Annotated in this window: 17 protein-coding genes; 6 read left to right on the forward strand and 11 right to left on the reverse strand. The window is 54.6% G+C overall.

Annotated features, from left to right (window positions below):
* A partial coding sequence (locus tag FT726_RS21615; protein ID WP_346303429.1) for a DUF4225 domain-containing protein occupies window positions 1-753 on the forward strand: 753 nt, incomplete at its 5' end.
* Between the two features lie 2 nt (window positions 754-755).
* On the opposite strand, the gene FT726_RS21620 is transcribed toward FT726_RS21615, so the two are convergent.
* From FT726_RS21620 to FT726_RS21635, 4 genes are all read right to left on the reverse strand, one after another.
* Complete coding sequence (locus tag FT726_RS21620; protein WP_058770191.1) at window positions 756-1,070, reverse strand: hypothetical protein; 315 nt, start codon at window positions 1,068-1,070, stop codon at window positions 756-758.
* Between the two features lie 146 nt (window positions 1,071-1,216).
* On the reverse strand, window positions 1,217-1,477 hold the full coding sequence (locus FT726_RS21625) for a hypothetical protein (RefSeq protein WP_346303430.1): 261 nt from the start codon (window positions 1,475-1,477) through the stop codon (window positions 1,217-1,219).
* Window positions 1,478-1,537: 60 nt separating this feature from the next.
* A complete protein-coding gene (locus FT726_RS21630; RefSeq protein ID WP_215800945.1) occupies window positions 1,538-2,452 on the reverse strand; it encodes an SDR family oxidoreductase in 915 nt (304 codons plus the stop codon).
* 36 nt (window positions 2,453-2,488) lie between these two features.
* On the reverse strand, window positions 2,489-3,226 hold the full coding sequence (locus tag FT726_RS21635; RefSeq protein ID WP_288421691.1) for an SDR family oxidoreductase: 738 nt from the start codon (window positions 3,224-3,226) through the stop codon (window positions 2,489-2,491).
* 118 nt (window positions 3,227-3,344) lie between these two features.
* On the opposite strand from FT726_RS21635, the gene FT726_RS21640 reads away from it, so the two are divergent.
* Window positions 3,345-4,259, forward strand: coding sequence for a LysR family transcriptional regulator (locus FT726_RS21640; RefSeq protein WP_288421692.1), 915 nt, complete (start codon window positions 3,345-3,347; stop codon window positions 4,257-4,259).
* A 42-nt stretch (window positions 4,260-4,301) separates the two neighbouring features.
* On the opposite strand, the gene FT726_RS21645 is transcribed toward FT726_RS21640, so the two are convergent.
* A complete protein-coding gene (locus FT726_RS21645; protein ID WP_125311799.1) occupies window positions 4,302-5,033 on the reverse strand; it encodes an N-acyl amino acid synthase FeeM domain-containing protein in 732 nt (243 codons plus the stop codon).
* 301 nt (window positions 5,034-5,334) lie between these two features.
* On the reverse strand, window positions 5,335-6,240 hold the full coding sequence (locus tag FT726_RS21650) for a LysR family transcriptional regulator (RefSeq protein ID WP_288421694.1): 906 nt from the start codon (window positions 6,238-6,240) through the stop codon (window positions 5,335-5,337).
* Between the two features lie 110 nt (window positions 6,241-6,350).
* On the opposite strand from FT726_RS21650, the gene FT726_RS21655 reads away from it, so the two are divergent.
* Together FT726_RS21655 and FT726_RS21660 are read left to right on the forward strand one after the other, a co-directional pair.
* Window positions 6,351-7,379 carry an NAD(P)-dependent alcohol dehydrogenase gene (locus tag FT726_RS21655; RefSeq protein ID WP_288421695.1) on the forward strand — a complete coding sequence of 343 codons (1,029 nt, stop codon included), beginning with the start codon at window positions 6,351-6,353 and terminating at the stop codon, window positions 7,377-7,379.
* 149 nt (window positions 7,380-7,528) lie between these two features.
* The gene (locus tag FT726_RS21660) at window positions 7,529-9,082 is read left to right on the forward strand and encodes a sensor domain-containing diguanylate cyclase (protein ID WP_346303431.1); all 1,554 of its coding nucleotides are present in this window, start codon (window positions 7,529-7,531) and stop codon (window positions 9,080-9,082) included.
* On the opposite strand, the gene FT726_RS21665 is transcribed toward FT726_RS21660, so the two are convergent.
* Both FT726_RS21665 and FT726_RS21670 read right to left on the reverse strand, forming a co-directional pair.
* The gene (locus FT726_RS21665) at window positions 9,079-10,578 is read right to left on the reverse strand and encodes a UbiD family decarboxylase (RefSeq protein ID WP_021509403.1); all 1,500 of its coding nucleotides are present in this window, start codon (window positions 10,576-10,578) and stop codon (window positions 9,079-9,081) included. The genes FT726_RS21660 and FT726_RS21665 overlap by 4 nt on opposite strands.
* 10 nt (window positions 10,579-10,588) lie before the next feature.
* Window positions 10,589-11,182, reverse strand: a complete 594-nt coding sequence (locus FT726_RS21670; protein ID WP_288421698.1) for a UbiX family flavin prenyltransferase — start codon at window positions 11,180-11,182, stop codon at window positions 10,589-10,591.
* Window positions 11,183-11,319: 137 nt separating this feature from the next.
* Here FT726_RS21670 and FT726_RS21675 point away from each other — a divergent pair, with 137 nt between their 5' ends.
* Window positions 11,320-12,222, forward strand: coding sequence for a LysR family transcriptional regulator (locus FT726_RS21675; RefSeq protein WP_238562340.1), 903 nt, complete (start codon window positions 11,320-11,322; stop codon window positions 12,220-12,222).
* 123 nt (window positions 12,223-12,345) lie between these two features.
* Entirely contained in the window at window positions 12,346-13,266 is a 921-nt protein-coding gene (locus tag FT726_RS21680; RefSeq protein WP_282996515.1) for a LysR family transcriptional regulator, read from the forward strand.
* Here FT726_RS21680 and FT726_RS21685 read toward each other — a convergent pair.
* From FT726_RS21685 to FT726_RS21695, 3 genes are all read right to left on the reverse strand, one after another.
* Window positions 13,256-14,950 carry a thiamine pyrophosphate-binding protein gene (locus FT726_RS21685; RefSeq protein ID WP_346303432.1) on the reverse strand — a complete coding sequence of 565 codons (1,695 nt, stop codon included), beginning with the start codon at window positions 14,948-14,950 and terminating at the stop codon, window positions 13,256-13,258. The two genes, FT726_RS21680 and FT726_RS21685, sit on opposite strands and share 11 nt — an antisense overlap.
* 425 nt (window positions 14,951-15,375) lie before the next feature.
* Window positions 15,376-15,804: a TetR/AcrR family transcriptional regulator C-terminal domain-containing protein gene (locus FT726_RS21690; protein WP_346303433.1), complete on the reverse strand. Its 429-nt coding sequence runs from the start codon at window positions 15,802-15,804 to the stop codon at window positions 15,376-15,378.
* 116 nt (window positions 15,805-15,920) lie between these two features.
* On the reverse strand, window positions 15,921-17,764 hold a 1,844-nt coding region (locus FT726_RS21695; RefSeq protein ID WP_346303434.1), incomplete at its 5' end, for a peptidase domain-containing ABC transporter.

Here is a 17,764-nt window from a genome sequence, read left to right on the forward strand (position 1 = left end):
TCGATGGTCAATCTTGAAGCCCGTAAGCTGATTGAAACGGCTAACCGTGAAGCCGGGTTTCACATCAGGGATGGACTTACGCGACTCCAGTTTGTGCAGGAAATAAGGGATGTGATTGAAGAGCAGTTCTCGATTGCCCGGCGCGCAAAGTCTGATGAAGAGTGCATGGCCTGCGTAAAAAATCTCAGGGCAGAGACCGAAAATCTTGCAGAGCAGGGGCAAATGCTGCGCATGAATACTGCGAAACTTTACGCCAAAGTGGAGTTCGTCCGGGAAAATAACAAAATTGTCGGTTATGTGATTTCTGCTGTTCATATTGTGGTATCAGGTGCAGCGCTGTTTGGCGGAATGATCATGATGTCGACAATGACTCCTCTGGGAATACTTGCCGGGGCGATACTTTTTGTTGATGGTATTAATGGGATCACAAAAGAGGCCAGCAATCTTCGTTATGGCGATCAATCCAAATCAGAGGGAATATTCGCAGACAGTTCTATGGAGGCTGCTAAGTATCTGGGTTTTAAACCTGAATCAGGGCTGGCATTTTATAATGCAGTTACCTTGAGTGCTAGTGTCTATAGTATTTTTGGTCTTGCAAGAAAACCTGGTGCGTGGCGATTATTCAGATGGCTTCCTCGGGATTATTACCGAAAAGTTGAAACCATGAGCAAACCAAAATTAACGATGAAAATTGTTGGTTATGGTGTAAAAGCAAAAGTCATTTTCGACCTTTTGACCCCCGAGAATAACTGAATCTAACTCCGACTTCTTCTTTTATAACGCCAGGATTTAAAGGCGAGTACCGGCGGTTGTACAAATATTGCAACCGCGATACCGCAAAGTAGCCCGATAGAGCCAGCGAAAAGGTTTTCAGCTGAACCAAACAGAACCAGCAAAACAAAAACGGCAATGCAACCCGTTACAACACAAATCGCTATGATAAAGCGATTTGCCAAATCCTGGATGGTATCACCCATTGAACCACCATAATTTTCGGTATTATTTTTAATTTTCTGGATATCTTTATGACTGAAGCCGGACTCCAGCAGTGATTCTTCGCTAATTTTCATGGATTTCATCCTTAAAATTCACCATTACATCACCGGAAAGTTTACCTGAAAACAGGCGATAAATCGCCATCTGCGAATCATGTTTCGATGTTAGTTAAACAGCAGCTTACGTCATTAGTCTGACTTGCTGGTTACTTGTAATCGATTTACCAGAGAAACAGCACGAAACCGGCAGTGATGACCGGCGGCAGCAACACGAACGGCAGTACGGACAATTCTTCACTGAACGCATAGCCGGCTTTGTTGATACCTGTCCACATGTTGATGAATGCGATTATCACCCAGACGGCGATGAAACTTTTCGTGGTTAACTCACTGGGAAAGGGCCCTAAATGCCAGAGCCATCCAAATGCCAGGAAGATGCCAAATAGCGCAAAGCCACAGATAAGGATGACAACGGTGTGCATTTCCGGCGCTCCTGTTTGCATGGTAAAGCGACCGGCGAGCGATTCCGCCGGTCACGCCTGTTACCCTTCACACGACGGTGCTTTCGCTGGCGTCAGAAGATCGGACAATCCAACCCGATGTAGCATTTCGGCGCGCAAACGGTCGATGACCGCAAAGCCAATATTCGCGCCGTCTTCGGACGGATCGTTATGCACACGAAATGGACGCGTACCAAACGGCATACCGACAACATCGGTTATCTGTGCTGCAACGCGCGCGGGATCGGCATCTTCCGGCACTATCTCCGCAAAGGCCTTTTGCACAACATCGCCGAAACCGGCATAAGGACCTGCTTCATACTCTGCGACACGCCCGGTGTCGGCAGGACTTCCTGAATGGGCAAAATGGTTCGTCCCTTTGGTAAAGGCTCCCGGCACGATGATTGTCGTCTCAATGCCGAATCGGCTGAGCTCGCGCGCATACTGAACGGCAAGCGTATCCATCGCCGCTTTGGCGGCAAAGTAAGGGGCCAGATAGGGCGGTGTGCCGCCGGTCACGCTGGAACTGGAAATCCAGACCAGCAGGCCTTCACGGCGGGAGCGCATATGCGGCAGTATGGCCCGATTGACGCGCTGCGTTCCCAGCACGTTAACGTCATACTGCTGGGCGAACTGCTCTGGCGTGAAGGCTTCGGCCGGGCCGAACATCATGTGGCCAGCATTGTGTACCACCACATCAAGCTTCCCGGCGTCGGATATTACCGTTTCAATGGCAGCATCAACCGATATGTCGCTCTGAACATCAAGTTCCAGCGGCCGGAGGTCAATTCCTTCCCGCGTGGAAAGTTCGCTTAACTGGCGGACATTTGCGGCATTACGACCCGCAATATCCCGCATTGATGCATAAACGGTATGACCAGCACGAGCCAGCGCTTCGGCGGTCAGGCGACCGAAGCCGCTTGACGATCCGGTCACAAGGATAATCTTCTGAGACATAACAGTACTCCTTTGACTCAATCTGCAGTTTGCGGCTCAGACCATTCCGCCATTGGCGCGCAGGATCTGTCCGTTCATCCAGCTGCCCTGTGGTCCGGCGAGAAAAGAAACGACACTGGCGATATCCTCAGGCGTGCCGAGGCGTTCCAGCGGATTCATTTTGGACATGCGCGCGATCAGTTCATCGCTTTTCCCGTTGAGGAAGAGGTCGGTCGCAGTCGGACCGGGCGCGACGGCATTGACGGTGATGCTGCGTCCGCGCATCTCTTTGGACATGATGGTTGTCAGTGTTTCGACGGCCGCCTTGGTCGCGGCATAGACGCCATAATTCTCAAGCTTAAGCCCGACAACCGACGTGGAGAAGTTGATAATGCGCCCGCCAGAACGCAGGCGGTTTGCCGCTTCGCGCAGGGTGTTAAACGTTCCCTTCAGATTGATGTCGATCTGCTTGCTAAAACTCTGATCGTCGGCGCTGGCCAGCGGAGACAGCATCATTACGCCAGCATTATTGACGAGCACATCAATACCACCAAATGCAGATTCGGTTAAATCGAACATGCGTTTTACCTGGCTGGCATCAGCAACGTCCGCCTGCGCGGTGATGGCTCTGCCACCGGCGGCTTCGATCTCCTGAACCACGGCGGCGGCAGCCTCTGCGTTGCCGGCATAGTTCACCACGATGGCAAAGCCGTCCGCAGCAAGCTGCCTGGCAATGGCGGCACCAATTCCGCGGGATGCACCGGTTACGATTGCAACTTTCTCTGAAGCAGACATAGATATTCTCCGATTTTCGCGCGGTATCGCGCCTGAACAAGGAGAAATCTAGCACTGTATCCTTTCCGGATAATCAGTCATTATCTGGTATCAGAATCCGATAATAACGAACAATATCATGGACAGAATTGATACGATGCGCGTTTTCACGCGTGTGGTAGCGCGCCGCAGCTTTACAAGGGCGGCGGAAGACCTCGGCCTGCCACGCTCGACCGTAACGGACGCGATTAAGCAACTTGAGTCGCGCCTGGGCATTAAGCTACTGGAACGCACCACGCGTCACGTCAGCCCGACGCTGGACGGTGAAGCCTATTACAAGCGCTGTGTTTCTATACTGGACGATATCGAGGATGCCGAGGGGGCGTTTGCCGGCGCCCGGCCGAAGGGGTTATTGCGTGTCGATGTTCATGGCACGCTGGCAAGACATTTTGTACTGCCGCATCTTCCTTGTTTCCTCGAAGCTTATCCTGATATCGAAATCTATCTGAGCGAGGGTGACCGGCTGGTCGATCTGGTGCGTGAGGGAATTGATTGTGTCCTGCGTGTCGGAACGCCGCAGGACAGCGATATGATCGCACGGTGCGTCGCCACGCTGGAAGAGGTCACGGTCGCTTCGCCCGGTTACATCTCCCGGTTCGGACTTCCGTCGGATCCGCATGAACTGCATTCCGGCCACAGGATGATCGGATTTCGCACCACGGGCAGCAGCGGCATACTCCCGCTGGCATTCAGGGTGGACGGCAAGCGCATCACCACGACGATTAAAACTTCAATTACCGTTAATGCGGCTGATACCTTTGTATCCGTGGCGCGCATGGGACTCGGCATCATCCAGGTGCCGCGTTATCACGTGGAAGATGATCTGAAGACGGGGACGCTCGTCGAATTGCTCAAAGCCTTTCCACCTGAACCGTCTCCCGTCTCTGTCCTGTATCCGCGTAACCGACAGCTATCACCCAGAGTCAGGGTCTTCATCGAATGGCTAAAAGAACTCTTCCTGCAGCACGACGTGGATAGTAATGCCGGCAAGTGATCTGTGTGAAAATCGAAAACGGTGCAGAGACGGCTGGCGCCGTCACAGATTACAAAGATATTGATAGAGCTCCGCGTCCCGCTGATCCGGCGTAAAGCGCGGGCAGCTGTGGCACTGCTGGCTCAGCGTGCGGTAGTGCTGCAGTAAACCAAGTTCACGCAGCATGCGCAGCCAGCCCATCGGGCCATAGCACTGCTGCTCATAAATTTTGTCGCGGATGCTTTTCACGTCCACGCGCAGCAGCGTGGCGTTAAGATCACTGTAATCCGGGTGCTTTTTGGTGCCGCCGACCTGTTTGAACAGGAAATTGCGCTCGTAAAACGCAGCAACCTTCTCTTTGACCTGAATAAAGATGTCATCCACCTGTTCAATGAAAATGGTGTAGATCATGATTTTCAGGTACAGCATAAACACAATATTTTCACTGTCTGCCTGATAGCGTACCGACAGCGTGCCAAGCTCTACCACTTTGCGCTTTTCCAGCTGCAGAGCGGCCATCTCTTCACGAAAAAGTTTGCTGCATGGCAGACGGTTATTGTGATTGGCGATGACGCTTAGCGTGCCGAGGATATCCTGGCCTTTGCGGGCGAGAAACAGCGTGCTTTCCGGATTCAGCAGCCCTTCGTTATAGAGAAAAATTGAGCGTTTTTCCTTAACGATTCCACTGCGCCGGTACTGTTCATTAGTCACCTCCATCCCTTTAAGGAAGTCAATCAATCCGCTTGCCGGTGTAATGCTGATGCGCTGATCAATACCATTAAGTATCCTGCACATTCTGTGGGTTCTTTTTGTCAGTACGCCATCAGAGATAGCGCTGCTAATCACTGATTTCCTTGTTAAATGCACTGTAATCCTCAACCAGTCCACATTAAAGTTTCGCTAATATAATAAATATAATTTAATGAATAAATAAATTTTTGCTGCAAATTTAGATCGCCTTAAAAGCGTGGCGGCAGCGGATAAGGCGCGTTGCAGGGAAGAAAATACGGGCGGTAACAACCGGAACGATAGCAGGGATAATGATTAGCGTAATTTAATATTCGTCGTGGGACAAACAGCATGGCGCTTGTTGAATTTAACGCCTGGTCGCGAGAAATGATTTTAACTGGTCAATAAACGCTCTCAGCGAGGCCGACATATGGGGATTGTTAACGTAATAGAGATGAAGTCCTGAAAACACTGCAGACCACTCGCTCAGTACCTGCCTGAGTTCGCCGCGTTCAATCCAGGGTTGGGCAAACTGATCGCTGATATAGGCCAGCCCGGTTCCTTTTAACGCTGCGTCGAGCACAAAATCCGTTTCGTTGGCGGTGACAATGCTTTCAACATTCACGCTGTGCGCGCCTTCCGGCCCATGAAATTCCCAACGTTGCAGCACACCGGTATCGGCCCAGCGATAGGTCAGGCATTGATGCTGGCGCAAATCCTGCGGATGTTGTGGCTCGGGATGGCGTGAAAAGTAGTCCGGGGAACCGACCACAATCATCCGCATGTCGGGCGTCAGTCGCACGGCAATCATATCCTGCTGCACGAGTTGTCCCGATCTGATGCCGGCATCGAATCCCCTGCCGACAATGTCTGTGAGGCTGTCATCAATAACCACATCAAGAGAGACATGCGGATAATTCTCCCTGAATAACGGCAGCATGGGCGCAATCAACATGCGGGCAGCAATACGCGGCAGATTGATGCGAACCCGTCCACGCGGCTCCTCCTGACAGGCACCGACGTCCCTGACGGCCGAGGCGATCTCCGCCATCGCCGGCATCAGACGATTGAGCAGGGCCTGTCCTGCTTCCGTCGGCGCCACGCTGCGGGTGGTCCGGTTGAGTAACCGGCTACCCAAACGCTCCTCGAGCGCGCGGATGGTATGACTTAGCGCGGAGGGCGACACACCCAGGCGCTGCGCCGCCCGTCTGAAACTGCGTTCCTCCGCGACACACACAAATGCCCGGAGTTCGCTATATTCGCTGCCTTTCATTATTGCTTCCCGGCTCAACAAGCTGTGTCGATTATAGCGTATTGTTATTCATAATCAGAAGCCGGAGACTAACAACACCAACAAAATTAATGACCTGGAAGGGCTTTACGATGACAAAACACATGCGACGCTGGGAAACAGACGCCATCGGGCGCGATAACCTCGAACTGAGAACGGTCGCGATGCCGGTTCCGGGTCCGCAGCAGGTGCTGGTGAAAGTTGAAGCCGTCGCCCTGAATCACCGGGACAAGATGGTGATTGAGAATGGCCGGGGCCTGCCGCTTGCGTTTCCTTTTACACCGGGGTCCGATCTGGCCGGCGTCGTTGTTGGCCAGGGGGAAGGGGTCAGCCGCTTCAGCACCGGTGACCGGGTTATCTCAACGTTCACGCCCGACTGGATCGACGGTGTGCGTCCCGGCGATGCGCGCACGCCGGCCTATAAAACGCTGGGCGGCTATTATCCCGGCGTGCTGGCTGAATATGTGGTTATGCCGGAAGCGTGGCTGGTTACCGCCCCTGCGACGCTTAACCCGATTCAGGCTGCCACATTGCCCTGTGCCGGTCTCACCGCCTGGTTTGCGCTGGTCGAACGTGCCGGCGTGCAGGCTGGCGATATTGTACTGATTCCCAGTACCGGCGGGGTTGCCCTGTTTGGTTTGCAGATTGCCAAAGCGCATGGCGCGCAGGTGATCGTCTCCGGTAGAGCTAGCAACGCCGACCGGACGAAAGCGCTGGGTGCCGACCATTATGTGGATCGCCACCGTGAAGACTGGATGGAGGAAATTTACCGCATCACCGCCAACCACGGCGCCGATCATATCCTTGAAGTCATCGGTGGCGATCATCTGGGGAAATCCGTGCAGCTGGCGGCGGTCGGTGGGCACATCTGCCAGATCGGCGCGCTTGAGGGCTTTGACTTCAGCTCACCGGCAATGCCGCTGATGATGAAAGACGTGACCCTTCATGGTATCGGCACTGGTAGCCGTCGCGCACTCACACGCCTGATCCGTGCCGTTGATCGGACCGGCATAAAGCCGGTGATCGACTCGGTGTACGCGTTTTCTGACCTGCCATCAGCGCTGGACCATCTGGACCGGGGGCCTTTCGGTAAGGTGGTCATCACGATGAGCAGCGAGTGAGACGCGCGCTGATCGCTGGCGATTTATGCAGCATTCACCCGTCGTTCAGCGGCCATCGCCACGCCTGACATCTTTACCGCCTTTAATCCTGAAAATCCCGTCGCTGATTATGTGCTTAACTTAGCGTTGAGACAGCAACAGGGTGAAACATGACGTTTAAAAGGAAAAATGAAGCGGCAATCATTTCAGGTTCCTCGCTGCTGCGCAGTATTTTGCTGTCCGGCGGATTGCTGATATGCGCGATCATTGCGCTCACCCTGTGGACGCTGCGCGAAGACTGGCACGGCGCGGTGCGCCAGACGGAAGAGATGGCGGTCAATCTTTCCCTGTCACAGTCACGTCAGGCGGAAGATACCGTGCTCCAGACCGAACTGGCCCTGCGTGAAGTGCAGCGCGACCTGCAGGCGCAGCCGCTGGAAAAGCTCAACGCCGCCAACCTGAGCCAGATTATGCGCGATCTGCAAAGCCGTCTGCCGCAGCTGCATGGGCTGTTTTACTATGATGAGCAGGGACGCTGGATCGCCACCTCCACGCGCAGCGTGCCGGTGGGCACCAACAACTCTGACCGTGAATATTTCCGCTATCACCGCAACAACAGCCGTGACAGTTTGCACATTGGCCCGGTGATTCGCAGCCGCAGCACTGGCGATCTGGTTATTCCGGTTTCCCTGCGCGTCAGCGATGCCGCGCGTGATTTCAAAGGCATCCTGTTAGCCACTATTAAAGTGGATTATTTCCGCCGTTTTTACAGTTACTACGAACTGGGGCCGCGCGACGTGCTGGTACTGATGCTGGCAGACAGCACGGTGCTTTATGCCCGTCCGATGCCCGACAGCTATATCGGCAAAAGTCTCTCCGCCAGCCATCTGTTCCAGCAGATGCTGGTGAAAGCCGATCGCGGCAGCGGCGAGTGGAACGCGGCGCTGGATGGCCAGGTGCGCATCTTCGGCTTCGCCAGCTCAGAACGCTATCCGCTGGTCGTCGCGGCGGGTTATGACAAGCGCAATCTGTATCTGCGCTGGGTGAAAGGAAGACTGCAGGATATTTCCCTGAACGTGGCGCTGCTGGTCGCGATTATCCTGCTGGGACTGTTTGTCATTCGTCAGGCTCGGCATAGCCAGCATTATCAGGAAGCGCTGCTCAAACTAAAAAACGACCTCGCCGATGCCAATCACCATTTGGATCAGCTGGCGTTTTTTGATGGGCTGACCGGTCTGGCTAACCGCAGACAGTTTGACCGCTTTTTGCAGAATGCTCTGCATAATCTGCGGGAAAAATCAGCACCGGTGTCGCTGATTTTGCTGGATATTGACTACTTCAAACACTACAACGATCGCTACGGGCACGTGGCAGGCGATCACTGTTTACGCCAAGTGGCCGACGCGCTTAAACGCCTTAAGCTACGGCAGAGCGACATGGTCGCGCGCTATGGCGGCGAGGAGTTTGCCATCATCCTCGCCGGTGCCGATCAGCATGCGGCGCTGAATATTGCGCGTCAGGCAGTACAGGCGATTGCTGACCTGCATCTGCCTCACGCCGCTTCCGCACTGCCCGACGCGCAGGTGACGCTCAGCGCGGGCTGTGCGACCACCTGGCATGACGATCAGGCCGGCAACCTGATCGAGCATGCTGATGCGGCGCTCTACCAGGCCAAGCATAGCGGACGCAATCAGGCGCAGGCCTGGCGGGCAGTGAGTGATTAACGGTTAAAACCAGGAATGAAGCGTGAAACATCGACTTCCATAAACTGCGAGCGCTGGAAATTGTGTTTCAGGTCATACGGCACTGTACAGTCAAAAATGGTTTTACAGGTAATGCCATGGGCGCGAATCGAGTTGCTGAAGGCCGGATCCTGTGAGGGATCGAGCGGGTGACAGCGCACGCCGGGAATAAAGATGGTATCCGCGTCGCCCTGATAACGCGTGGTCATCGCCCAAATCACGTCATTTAAGTCGAACACATCAACATCCTCATCGACCAGGAACACATGCTTCAGCTCTGAAAAGGCCGAGAAAGCCAGCAGGGCAGCCTGACGCTGGCGTCCCTCATCCTGTGGGCCGCGCTTATTGATTTGCAGCACCGCAACATATTTCCCGGTGCCTGGTGAAGGGCAATGTACATTCTTCACCAGACCCGGTAACGCACGCTCAACCATATCGAGAATGCTGGCTTCGGTCGGGATTCCGGCCAGATTGGTGTGCTCGTCGCTCGGTCCGATGCAGGTTTGCAGGATGGGATTTTTGCGGTGCGTCACGGCTTTGACTTTAATCACCGGCACTGCCGCCTGCGCTTCACCGGTATAACCCGGGAATTCCGGCATCGCTTTACCGCTATGGGTATGCTGATCTTCCTGTACGCGATAATCCGGCACCAGTTCACCCTCAATCACGATCTCTGCATGGGCAATGGCGCGGGCATCAACGGCGACACCCTTAACCAGCTCAACCGCCCGACCGCGTAAACCCCCGGCTATCGCCAGCTCATCAAAACCGAGCGGCGTGGTCGGCGGCTCGAAACAGGCACCAATTTCGATGGCCGGATCGACACCAATACTGATGGTAATTGGCAACGCTTTGCCCGCCTGCTCAGCCTTGATGCGGAACTGATCAAGATGGCGGCCCGGCACAAAGTACATCGAGATCTCATCTTTGCCCTGCACGCATAAGCGGTGAATAGTGACGTCGTGTTCGCCGGTTTCCGGATCGGCGGCATAACACATCCCCATGGTGAAATAAGGGCCGGCATCTTCAGGCGTGTTGGTTGGCGCGGGCAGCAGGCGGCGGATATCAAAACCGTCATCCGTGGCGAGGTGCACCACTTCCTGACAAACCGCCTGCTGCTGGCTTATTTCCACCGGCGCAATGGCATTGTGTACCGATGAACGCAGCAGATGCGCCAGCTTTTCTTTCGGCACCCCTAACAGGCGCGCCACGCGCTGCCGTGAGGCCAGCAAACCAATCAGTACGCGAAAGTTGTCGTAACCTTTGATGTGATTAAACACCATCGCCGGTCCGGTCTGCGTGGGACGCATCACGGTACCGCCCGCGCCAACGTAACGATAGACACCGGACAGTTCCGCTTCGGGATTTACCGGTTCATCGGTCTCAATATACTCACCATCAAATTGTTTCAGCAGTTCGATGGCAGAACGCAGATCGTAAACCTCACTGCTGTGCGAAGAGGGAGATGTGTTTGACATAGGCTGTTCCTTAGTTTGGGAGTGTCAGGTCATCACTGGCGGGATGTAAACCCTGCCAGCGCGTGGCGCCAGCAGTGTCGATACCAAGCTGATCCAGCACGCGACCCACGATATGATTTTCCACATCGGCGATTGTGGCCGGATGGTTGTACCAGGCCGGCACAGGGGGAATCAGGCTGACGCCCATGCGTGACAGCGCCAGCATGTTTTCCAGATGAATGGTGTTAAGCGGGGTTTCGCGCGGTACCAGAATCAGTTTGCGCTGCTCTTTCAGGACGACATCAGCGGCGCGGCCAATCAGCCCTTCCGCATACCCGCTGCGGATACCGGCCAGCGTTTTCATGCTGCAGGGAATAATCACCATCCCGTCGGTGACAAATGAGCCCGAAGAGAGAGTCGCGGCCTGGTCACCGGCCGGATGAAACACATCGGCCAGCTGTTTGATGTCGTTGAGAGAACAGTTGGTTTCATGTTCCAGCGTCACTTTTCCCCAGCGTGACAAAATGAGATGCGTTTCGATGTGCGGAATGTCCGCCAGTTGCCGCAGTAATCGCAGCGCGAGTGGGGCACCGGTGGCACCGGTTACGCCGACAATGATGCGCATAAGGCCTCCTGTGAAAGGCAAAAATTTTCCGGCGCGTTCCTGCCGTCGCCGTCCTGCTGGCAAAGATAATGCGCTCGCTAATCAGGGGCTAATTGGTATTATGCTTTTATTAATAACGAATCCTTATCAGGAGTAGCATGGATTACCGTAAGCTGCGTTCTTTTCTGGCACTCGCCGATACGCTGCATTTCGCACGGGCGGCGGCGGCGGTTAACCTCACGCAACCGGCGTTGTCTCAGCATATTCAGGCACTGGAGCAGCAGTGGGGCGTGAAGTTATTTGCGCGCGACAAGCGTAAGGTGAGTCTGACGCGCGAAGGCGCATTGCTGCTCGGGGAAGTCCAGCAGACGGTGCAACGTGTGGAGCATCTGCAGGACACGATTAAGCAGGTGGCCGCCGGGCGACGCGGCATGTTACGCATAGGCTATGTGGGCACGTCCATGCTGGAGCCGGCGCTGGTCAAAATTATCCGTGCCTTCAGACGTGATTTTCCCCAGATCGCGCTGCAACCCGTGGAGTACAGCGTCAACCAACAGCTAAGCCTGCTGGAGAGCGGCGATTTGGATATCGGCATCCTGCGCGGGCCACTGCCGGAACGTCGTCAGATTAGCCGGCAAATTCTGCATCAAACCTCGCTGTGTGCGGTGCTGGCCGACGACCATCCGCTGGCGCAGCAGGCCTGCGTCTCGCTCGCTGATTTGCTAGCGGAGCCGCTGATTTTGCAGGAAGATCCGGAAGGTATCGGGCTGGGTGGCGCGGTACTTAATCTCTATGCCGCCGCCAGGCAGATTCCCGCCAGCGTGCTCCGCGCGCGCGATGTGGCCACCGCCGTTGACCTCGCTGCGCTGGGTCTGGGCGTGACCTTCATCCCCCACGCCCCGGAGAGATTTTTGCGGCAGGATGTGGCACTGCTGCCGCTGGCGCAGCAGGATGTCACAACGGCACTCTACCTGTGCTGGAAAACCGGCGCGGCCAACCCGGAGATCCGGCGCTTTGCCGGGTACGCGCAGTCACACTATGGTGAGGAACCCGCTGCGTAATCAGCCGGGCATTCCAGCCTCAGCGGCGTTATGGGGATCAATACGGCGAATTGCTATGCCATATCGGCTAAATTGTGACTCACTGACGTATCTATTGTCAGATTATGCGTGAGAAGCGCAGTCATGAAGCCAACACTGAATCAGCTAATGAGTTTTTGTACCGTGGCAGAAGTGGGGAATATAGGCCGGGCAGCAGAAAAGCTGAATATTTCGCAGCCACCGCTAAGCAGACAAATAGCCCAGCTCGAACGTGATGTGGGTGCGAAACTGTTTACCCGTAATGCCAAAGGCATGAAACTTACCTTTGCCGGCGAGCAATTCCTGAAAGATGCTTACGCCGTATTAAGAATGATGCAGCAGGCGTGTAGTAATGTGCAGGCTGTTTCAGAAGGGCAAATGGGATTGATTAAGCTGGGCGCAACCATGTACGCATCGTACAGTGTGGTGCCGCAACTGGTCATGAAACACAGAATGAATTATCCCAGTATTGATCTGCAATTTCAGGAAATGATCCCGACCGGGTTAAACGCTGCGCTGGAGGATGGGCGGCTGGACGTTGCGATCAGCTTTGCGGAAGTCACCAGCTCCGCGATTAACTCGCTGGTGTTATTGCGTGAACCGTTAATTGTCGCGCTTCCTGCGGATCATCCCCAGGCGAATGTCGAAAATTTCACCCTGGAAACGCTGGCCAATGACCCGTTTATCATTGTGCCTCGCCCTATGTCGCCGCTGCTTTATGACAGAATTTTTAATCAGTGCCTGAAAGCCGGCTTTAGTCCACATATTGGCGTTGAGGTTTCGGTCCAGCAAACCATCGTTAATTTCGTCGCTCATGGATTAGGGGTGGCCATCATTCCGGCAAGTATGGCGACGGCGCAGATAAGAGGCATTAATTATCGGAAAATTGCGGACGCAAATACCATCGAAAATATCCTGATGTGGTCTTCTAATAATAAAAATCCAGCGCTGGAACACTTTATTAACCAATGCCGTGCCCTCGCAGAGGAGTTAAGCACGGCATCGGACACCCGCATCAGTTCTTAGCAATCACGATTTCGATCAGGCTGGGTTTACCGCTGGCGATAGCCTTCTCGACAGCCGCAGCGATCTGTGAAGCCACCTCAATCTTACGCGTTTTCAGCCCCAGCGCGGTGCCAAGTGCCTGATAATCAATCACAGGATCTACCAAATCCATGGCGATAAAGCGATTGGTTTGCGCCGAGGTATAATCTTCTTTAGACCGCATAAAGTTCTTAAGAACATTATATTCAGTATTGTTCATCACAATAAAGGTTACCGGCAATTGCTCATGGGCGGCGGTCCACAGCGACTGAGGCGAATACATTGCCGCACCATCCCCAACAAAACAGACAACAGGGGCTTTGCCCAGTCCGAGGGAATATCCCACTGCAGCGGGCATACCCCAGCCCAGACCGCCACCGCGCATAAAAGCATATTGATCTGCTCTGTTACTCGACAGCGATCTACGCAGCGATTGTGAGGTCGCAATGGCCTCGTCAACAATTGTTATATCCGGACCAATAGCGCGCGCGGCCTCAAATGCGGCGATCAATGGCGTAATCTTCGTGGCCGACTGCTGCTCTTGTACCGACTGTAATAAGTTCTCTTTAGTTTGTTCGAACTGTGCTGCCGCAGCCGCGAAACGACGCTGATAATCCGGGCGATTATGCGCGGTAGCCTCTTTCAGCTCAGGTAGCAGCACCGCCAGTGATAATTTAATATCGCCGAGAGTTGAGAGCTCGCTACGATAAGTTCGTCCCAAATCGCCGGCATCAGCTGAGAGCTGGAACACTTTACAATGCTCCGGCACGGCACGCCCCTCGGTGTAGAGGATGGTGATGAGCGATTTACCGCCGAGCGCAAAGATTGCATCGTATTGATCAAGCGCTTTGGCAATGTCCGTCGCCTGAGTAGAGAGATTGCCTCGCCACAGAGGATGCGCGGTGGGATAAGGAATCCGATTCGGCCAGGTTGAGCCATAAACGTCAGCGGCCAGCAACTCAGCCAGTGCGACAACTTCCGCCGCCGCGCCGCTTTGATGAATCTCATCGCCGGCAATAATCGCGACCTTGCCGGGAGTAAAGGCGGCTAATTTTTTGGCTAACAGCGGCAGTGAACCTGCGACCGCTTTACGATCAACGTTAGACGGCGCGCCGATGTCAACGGCGCTCATGGCTTCCATCACATCCATCGGTAAAGAGAGGAAAACCGGGCCTTTGGGCGCAGCATCCGCATCATGAAAAGCACGTCGCACCAGGATTGGCAGCTGGTCAACGCTGGTGACTTCCTTCGACCATTTGGAAAAAATCTTACCCATACTCACTAAATCCCCCAACAGCAGGGGATCGGTGATGCTGTGGCGTAAATCCTGCTGGCCAGCCGTCACCACTAATGGCGTTTGTGAGCAAACCGCATTGTGCAGATTGCCCATGCCGTGTCCCAGACCACCGGCCGTGTGCAGATTGAGAAAACCTGGCTTACCGGCAGCCTGCGCGTAACCATCGGCCATCGCAACCGCACTGGCTTCCTGCAAGGCAAGCACATAGTTGATGTTGGGATTTCGGAGCAGGGCGTCCATGAACGGTAATTCAGTCGTACCTGGGTTACCGAACACATACTCAACGCCTTCACTCTCTAACACTTCCAGCAGGACATCACCACCGCGGCGTACCGGGGTGTCGTTTAATTTTGCAATGGGTTTATTCATCGTTGTTCACCTCTGACTATCGGTTAATAATCCGCCAGTTTCCGGGCTGAATTTATCTTAGAAGCAGGGTGAGCGTTGATTCCAATACTAAGATTGGCCTGTTTGATACCCTAAAAGGTATGGCAGTGAGGTGAAGCAGGCGGCGCGGTACTTTGTCAGGGAACTGGCAAAGGTACCGCGTCATTAAACAGCACCTTTAGGTGGCAGGGCAGTTGAGCAGGCCGCCCACGGGTAAACCAGGCAAATAGTTATTCTTTAGCGTTCTGTTGCCCCACGGCATGTCTTTGGATTCGTGAACGAATTGTTAAACCAAATGATGCTGAAATCATAAAACCAGGCAGGCTACAAATGATGACGAGATTAAGCCCATTTGTGCATTACCCTTCCCGTGAAACAGGAACGAATTAACGCACAAAAATCCCAGCCTACACAGAGTTATTCTGGCCGTGCATGAATAAATTTCTTGTTATCATTTCCAGCCCACATTCGTACATATAATCTTTATCTGTTATGAAGAAAGGACTGTTTTTATTTAACTGAGATAGCGAGCTCTCCTGCTGTTCTTCAAGGACAAAACCGACGGTAAATTTTGACGCAGTCATCAAGGCGAGCGTCGCATCCTGCTCAGCAATGCCATGGCGCATCAGAACGCCCAATTTTTGCTCGAGTCTACCCGTGTCGTCACCAGGTACATGATAAGCATGCAGACGTGCACCGTCACGATAACAAAGCAGGGCCTGACGAAATGATTTCATGTTGTTTATAAAACATTTTTTTAGATTTTCATCTTCATCAGGCAACGGAAAATCCCTGTGTGACTGCATAGCTTCAACGGCCATAGCCTGTAGCAACATCTCCTTATTTTTGAAATGCCAGTACAAAGCGGGTTGCTCTACAGACGGGGATAAAGGTCAGGATCACAATCAGCATCAGCGTGATAATCAGCGTGTCGCGCATGGGCATACTCCTTTTATTCCGGCATGCTGCCGAGGTGAATTGTCCGGTCGGCCGAGGCAATTGTGGATGAACGGTGAGCGATAATAACCCGCGTGATGCTCAGGCCGCGTATGGCCTCGTTTATTAGCGCTTCGTTATGTTCGTCCAGATGGCTGGTTGCCTCGTCCATGAAAAGAATGGCGGGACGGCGATAGAGTGCGCGAACGATGAAAATGCGCTGACGCTGGCCGCCCGAGAGCCCCTCGCCCAGCTCGCCTGTCAGGGTGTCATAGCCCATCGGCAGGGCCATGATATCGTCATGGATATGGCCAAGGCGGGCGCAGGTATGAAGCCACGCCTCGTCAGGTGAGTCGCTGAAACCGGTCATGTTTTCGCGTAATGACCCGGCAAACAGACGGTCCTCCTGCAGTATGCAGGCCACGGCGCGGCGGTAGTTGTTCACGCCGGCGGAGTGGATATCCCGTCCTCCGGCCAGCACGCAGCCTTCACCCGGCGGGATAAGGCCGCTCAGCACTTTCATGAGTGTGGTTTTTCCGCACCCTGATGGGCCGGTGATGGCCACGCTTTCTCCGGCAGCCACCGTGATATTGAGCCCCCTGAAAATGGCCGGTGACTGTGCATCATGACGAAACATGAGTCCTTTTGCCTCCAGCGCGATGGCGACACCCGCAGGGTACAGGTCTGCAGCGAGGGCGGCCGGCTCGGACTCAGTGTGGGCGATGTCTGCAATACGTTCTCCGTGCAGGGAGAGCATGCCGAGACGCAGAAACATGTCAGTCAGCGACAGTGCCCGGGAGGTGAAAATTTCACGAAATACCCCGAAGGCCACAAACGCCCCGAGTGAGAGCTGATGAGTCATTACGGCCCCAATGCCAAGCCAGAGGATAACCACGTTGTCCAGCGCGTTCGTCAGACCGCTGACCGTACTGAAAAGAATGTCAAAGCGCCGACGGCTGACGGCAGCGTTTGCGGCGTCTACTTCAAGTGTCAGCCAGTTCCGGCGGCGCTGCGATGTCAGACCCTGCGCGCGTAGCGTGGCGATACCCCACAGCGATTCGGTAAAGTGAGAACCGGCCGCCGCGTTTTTTATCAGTTGCTCCTCCGTCAACTGGCGGTAGCGAGGAAAGGCAACCACCCGCATTGTTATGGCGATCAACACAAAGCACGTAACCACACCCCACAGAAGCGGGCCTCCGTAGCCTGCCAGCAGCACGCAAGACCCGAGGAGCATGATGCCGTCAATGACGCAGCCGGTGACATCGTGGACAAAAGTGTCGCGCAGCACGTCCAGCGAGCCGAAACGTGACTGGATGTCGCCTGTACGACGCTGGGCAAACCACGGAAGAGGAAGTCCCAGAAGATGCCGGAGCAGGCCTTCCTTCCACTGAACGTCGGTGAGCGTGTCCGTCACCATCACCGTCCACGCACGGATGAGGTTAAGTCCGGTCTGAAGCAGGATAAGTGCTCCCAGAGACAGGCAGACCAGTTCAAGCAGCCCCCGGTCGTAGGCGGGAACCACGTGATCCAGGGCAATCTGCGTACCCACGGGCAACAGCAGACTGATGCTTTCGATCATCGCGGACAAACAGAAGATTTTGACCAGGGCAGTGCCGAAGCCGCGTATACCGCTCATCAGTTCGGCAGGCCTGACGCGGGGCAGTTTTTTTTTCCGGCAGAAGCCGCGGCCGGGCCAGAGCTCCAGCGCCGCGCCGGTAAAGTTTTCCGACAGCGTTTTCCTGCTGACGTTTAGCCGTCCACGGGCCGGATCGTGGATCACGGCTCGGTCGCCACTGAGGCTGACCAGCACCACAAAATGGCTGAAGCTCCAGTGCAGAATACAGGGCAGCCTCAGGTCCG

Source organism: Pantoea sp. Morm (genome assembly GCF_016643525.1).
Taxonomy (GTDB): domain Bacteria; phylum Pseudomonadota; class Gammaproteobacteria; order Enterobacterales; family Enterobacteriaceae; genus Pantoea; species Pantoea dispersa.

Coding starts and splice junctions, on each gene's coding strand:
- FT726_RS21620 (WP_058770191.1), bottom strand. CDS start 1,070: ATGAAAATTAGCGAAGAATCACTGCTGGAGTCCGGCTTCAGTCATAAA.
- FT726_RS21625 (WP_346303430.1), bottom strand. CDS start 1,477: ATGCACACCGTTGTCATCCTTATCTGTGGCTTTGCGCTATTTGGCATC.
- FT726_RS21630 (WP_215800945.1), bottom strand. CDS start 2,452: ATGTCTCAGAAGATTATCCTTGTGACCGGATCGTCAAGCGGCTTCGGT.
- FT726_RS21635 (WP_288421691.1), bottom strand. CDS start 3,226: ATGTCTGCTTCAGAGAAAGTTGCAATCGTAACCGGTGCATCCCGCGGA.
- FT726_RS21640 (WP_288421692.1), top strand. CDS start 3,345: ATGGACAGAATTGATACGATGCGCGTTTTCACGCGTGTGGTAGCGCGC.
- FT726_RS21645 (WP_125311799.1), bottom strand. CDS start 5,033: ATGTGCAGGATACTTAATGGTATTGATCAGCGCATCAGCATTACACCG.
- FT726_RS21650 (WP_288421694.1), bottom strand. CDS start 6,240: ATGAAAGGCAGCGAATATAGCGAACTCCGGGCATTTGTGTGTGTCGCG.
- FT726_RS21655 (WP_288421695.1), top strand. CDS start 6,351: ATGACAAAACACATGCGACGCTGGGAAACAGACGCCATCGGGCGCGAT.
- FT726_RS21660 (WP_346303431.1), top strand. CDS start 7,529: ATGACGTTTAAAAGGAAAAATGAAGCGGCAATCATTTCAGGTTCCTCG.
- FT726_RS21665 (WP_021509403.1), bottom strand. CDS start 10,578: ATGTCAAACACATCTCCCTCTTCGCACAGCAGTGAGGTTTACGATCTG.
- FT726_RS21670 (WP_288421698.1), bottom strand. CDS start 11,182: ATGCGCATCATTGTCGGCGTAACCGGTGCCACCGGTGCCCCACTCGCG.
- FT726_RS21675 (WP_238562340.1), top strand. CDS start 11,320: ATGGATTACCGTAAGCTGCGTTCTTTTCTGGCACTCGCCGATACGCTG.
- FT726_RS21680 (WP_282996515.1), top strand. CDS start 12,346: ATGAAGCCAACACTGAATCAGCTAATGAGTTTTTGTACCGTGGCAGAA.
- FT726_RS21685 (WP_346303432.1), bottom strand. CDS start 14,950: ATGAATAAACCCATTGCAAAATTAAACGACACCCCGGTACGCCGCGGT.
- FT726_RS21690 (WP_346303433.1), bottom strand. CDS start 15,804: ATGTTGCTACAGGCTATGGCCGTTGAAGCTATGCAGTCACACAGGGAT.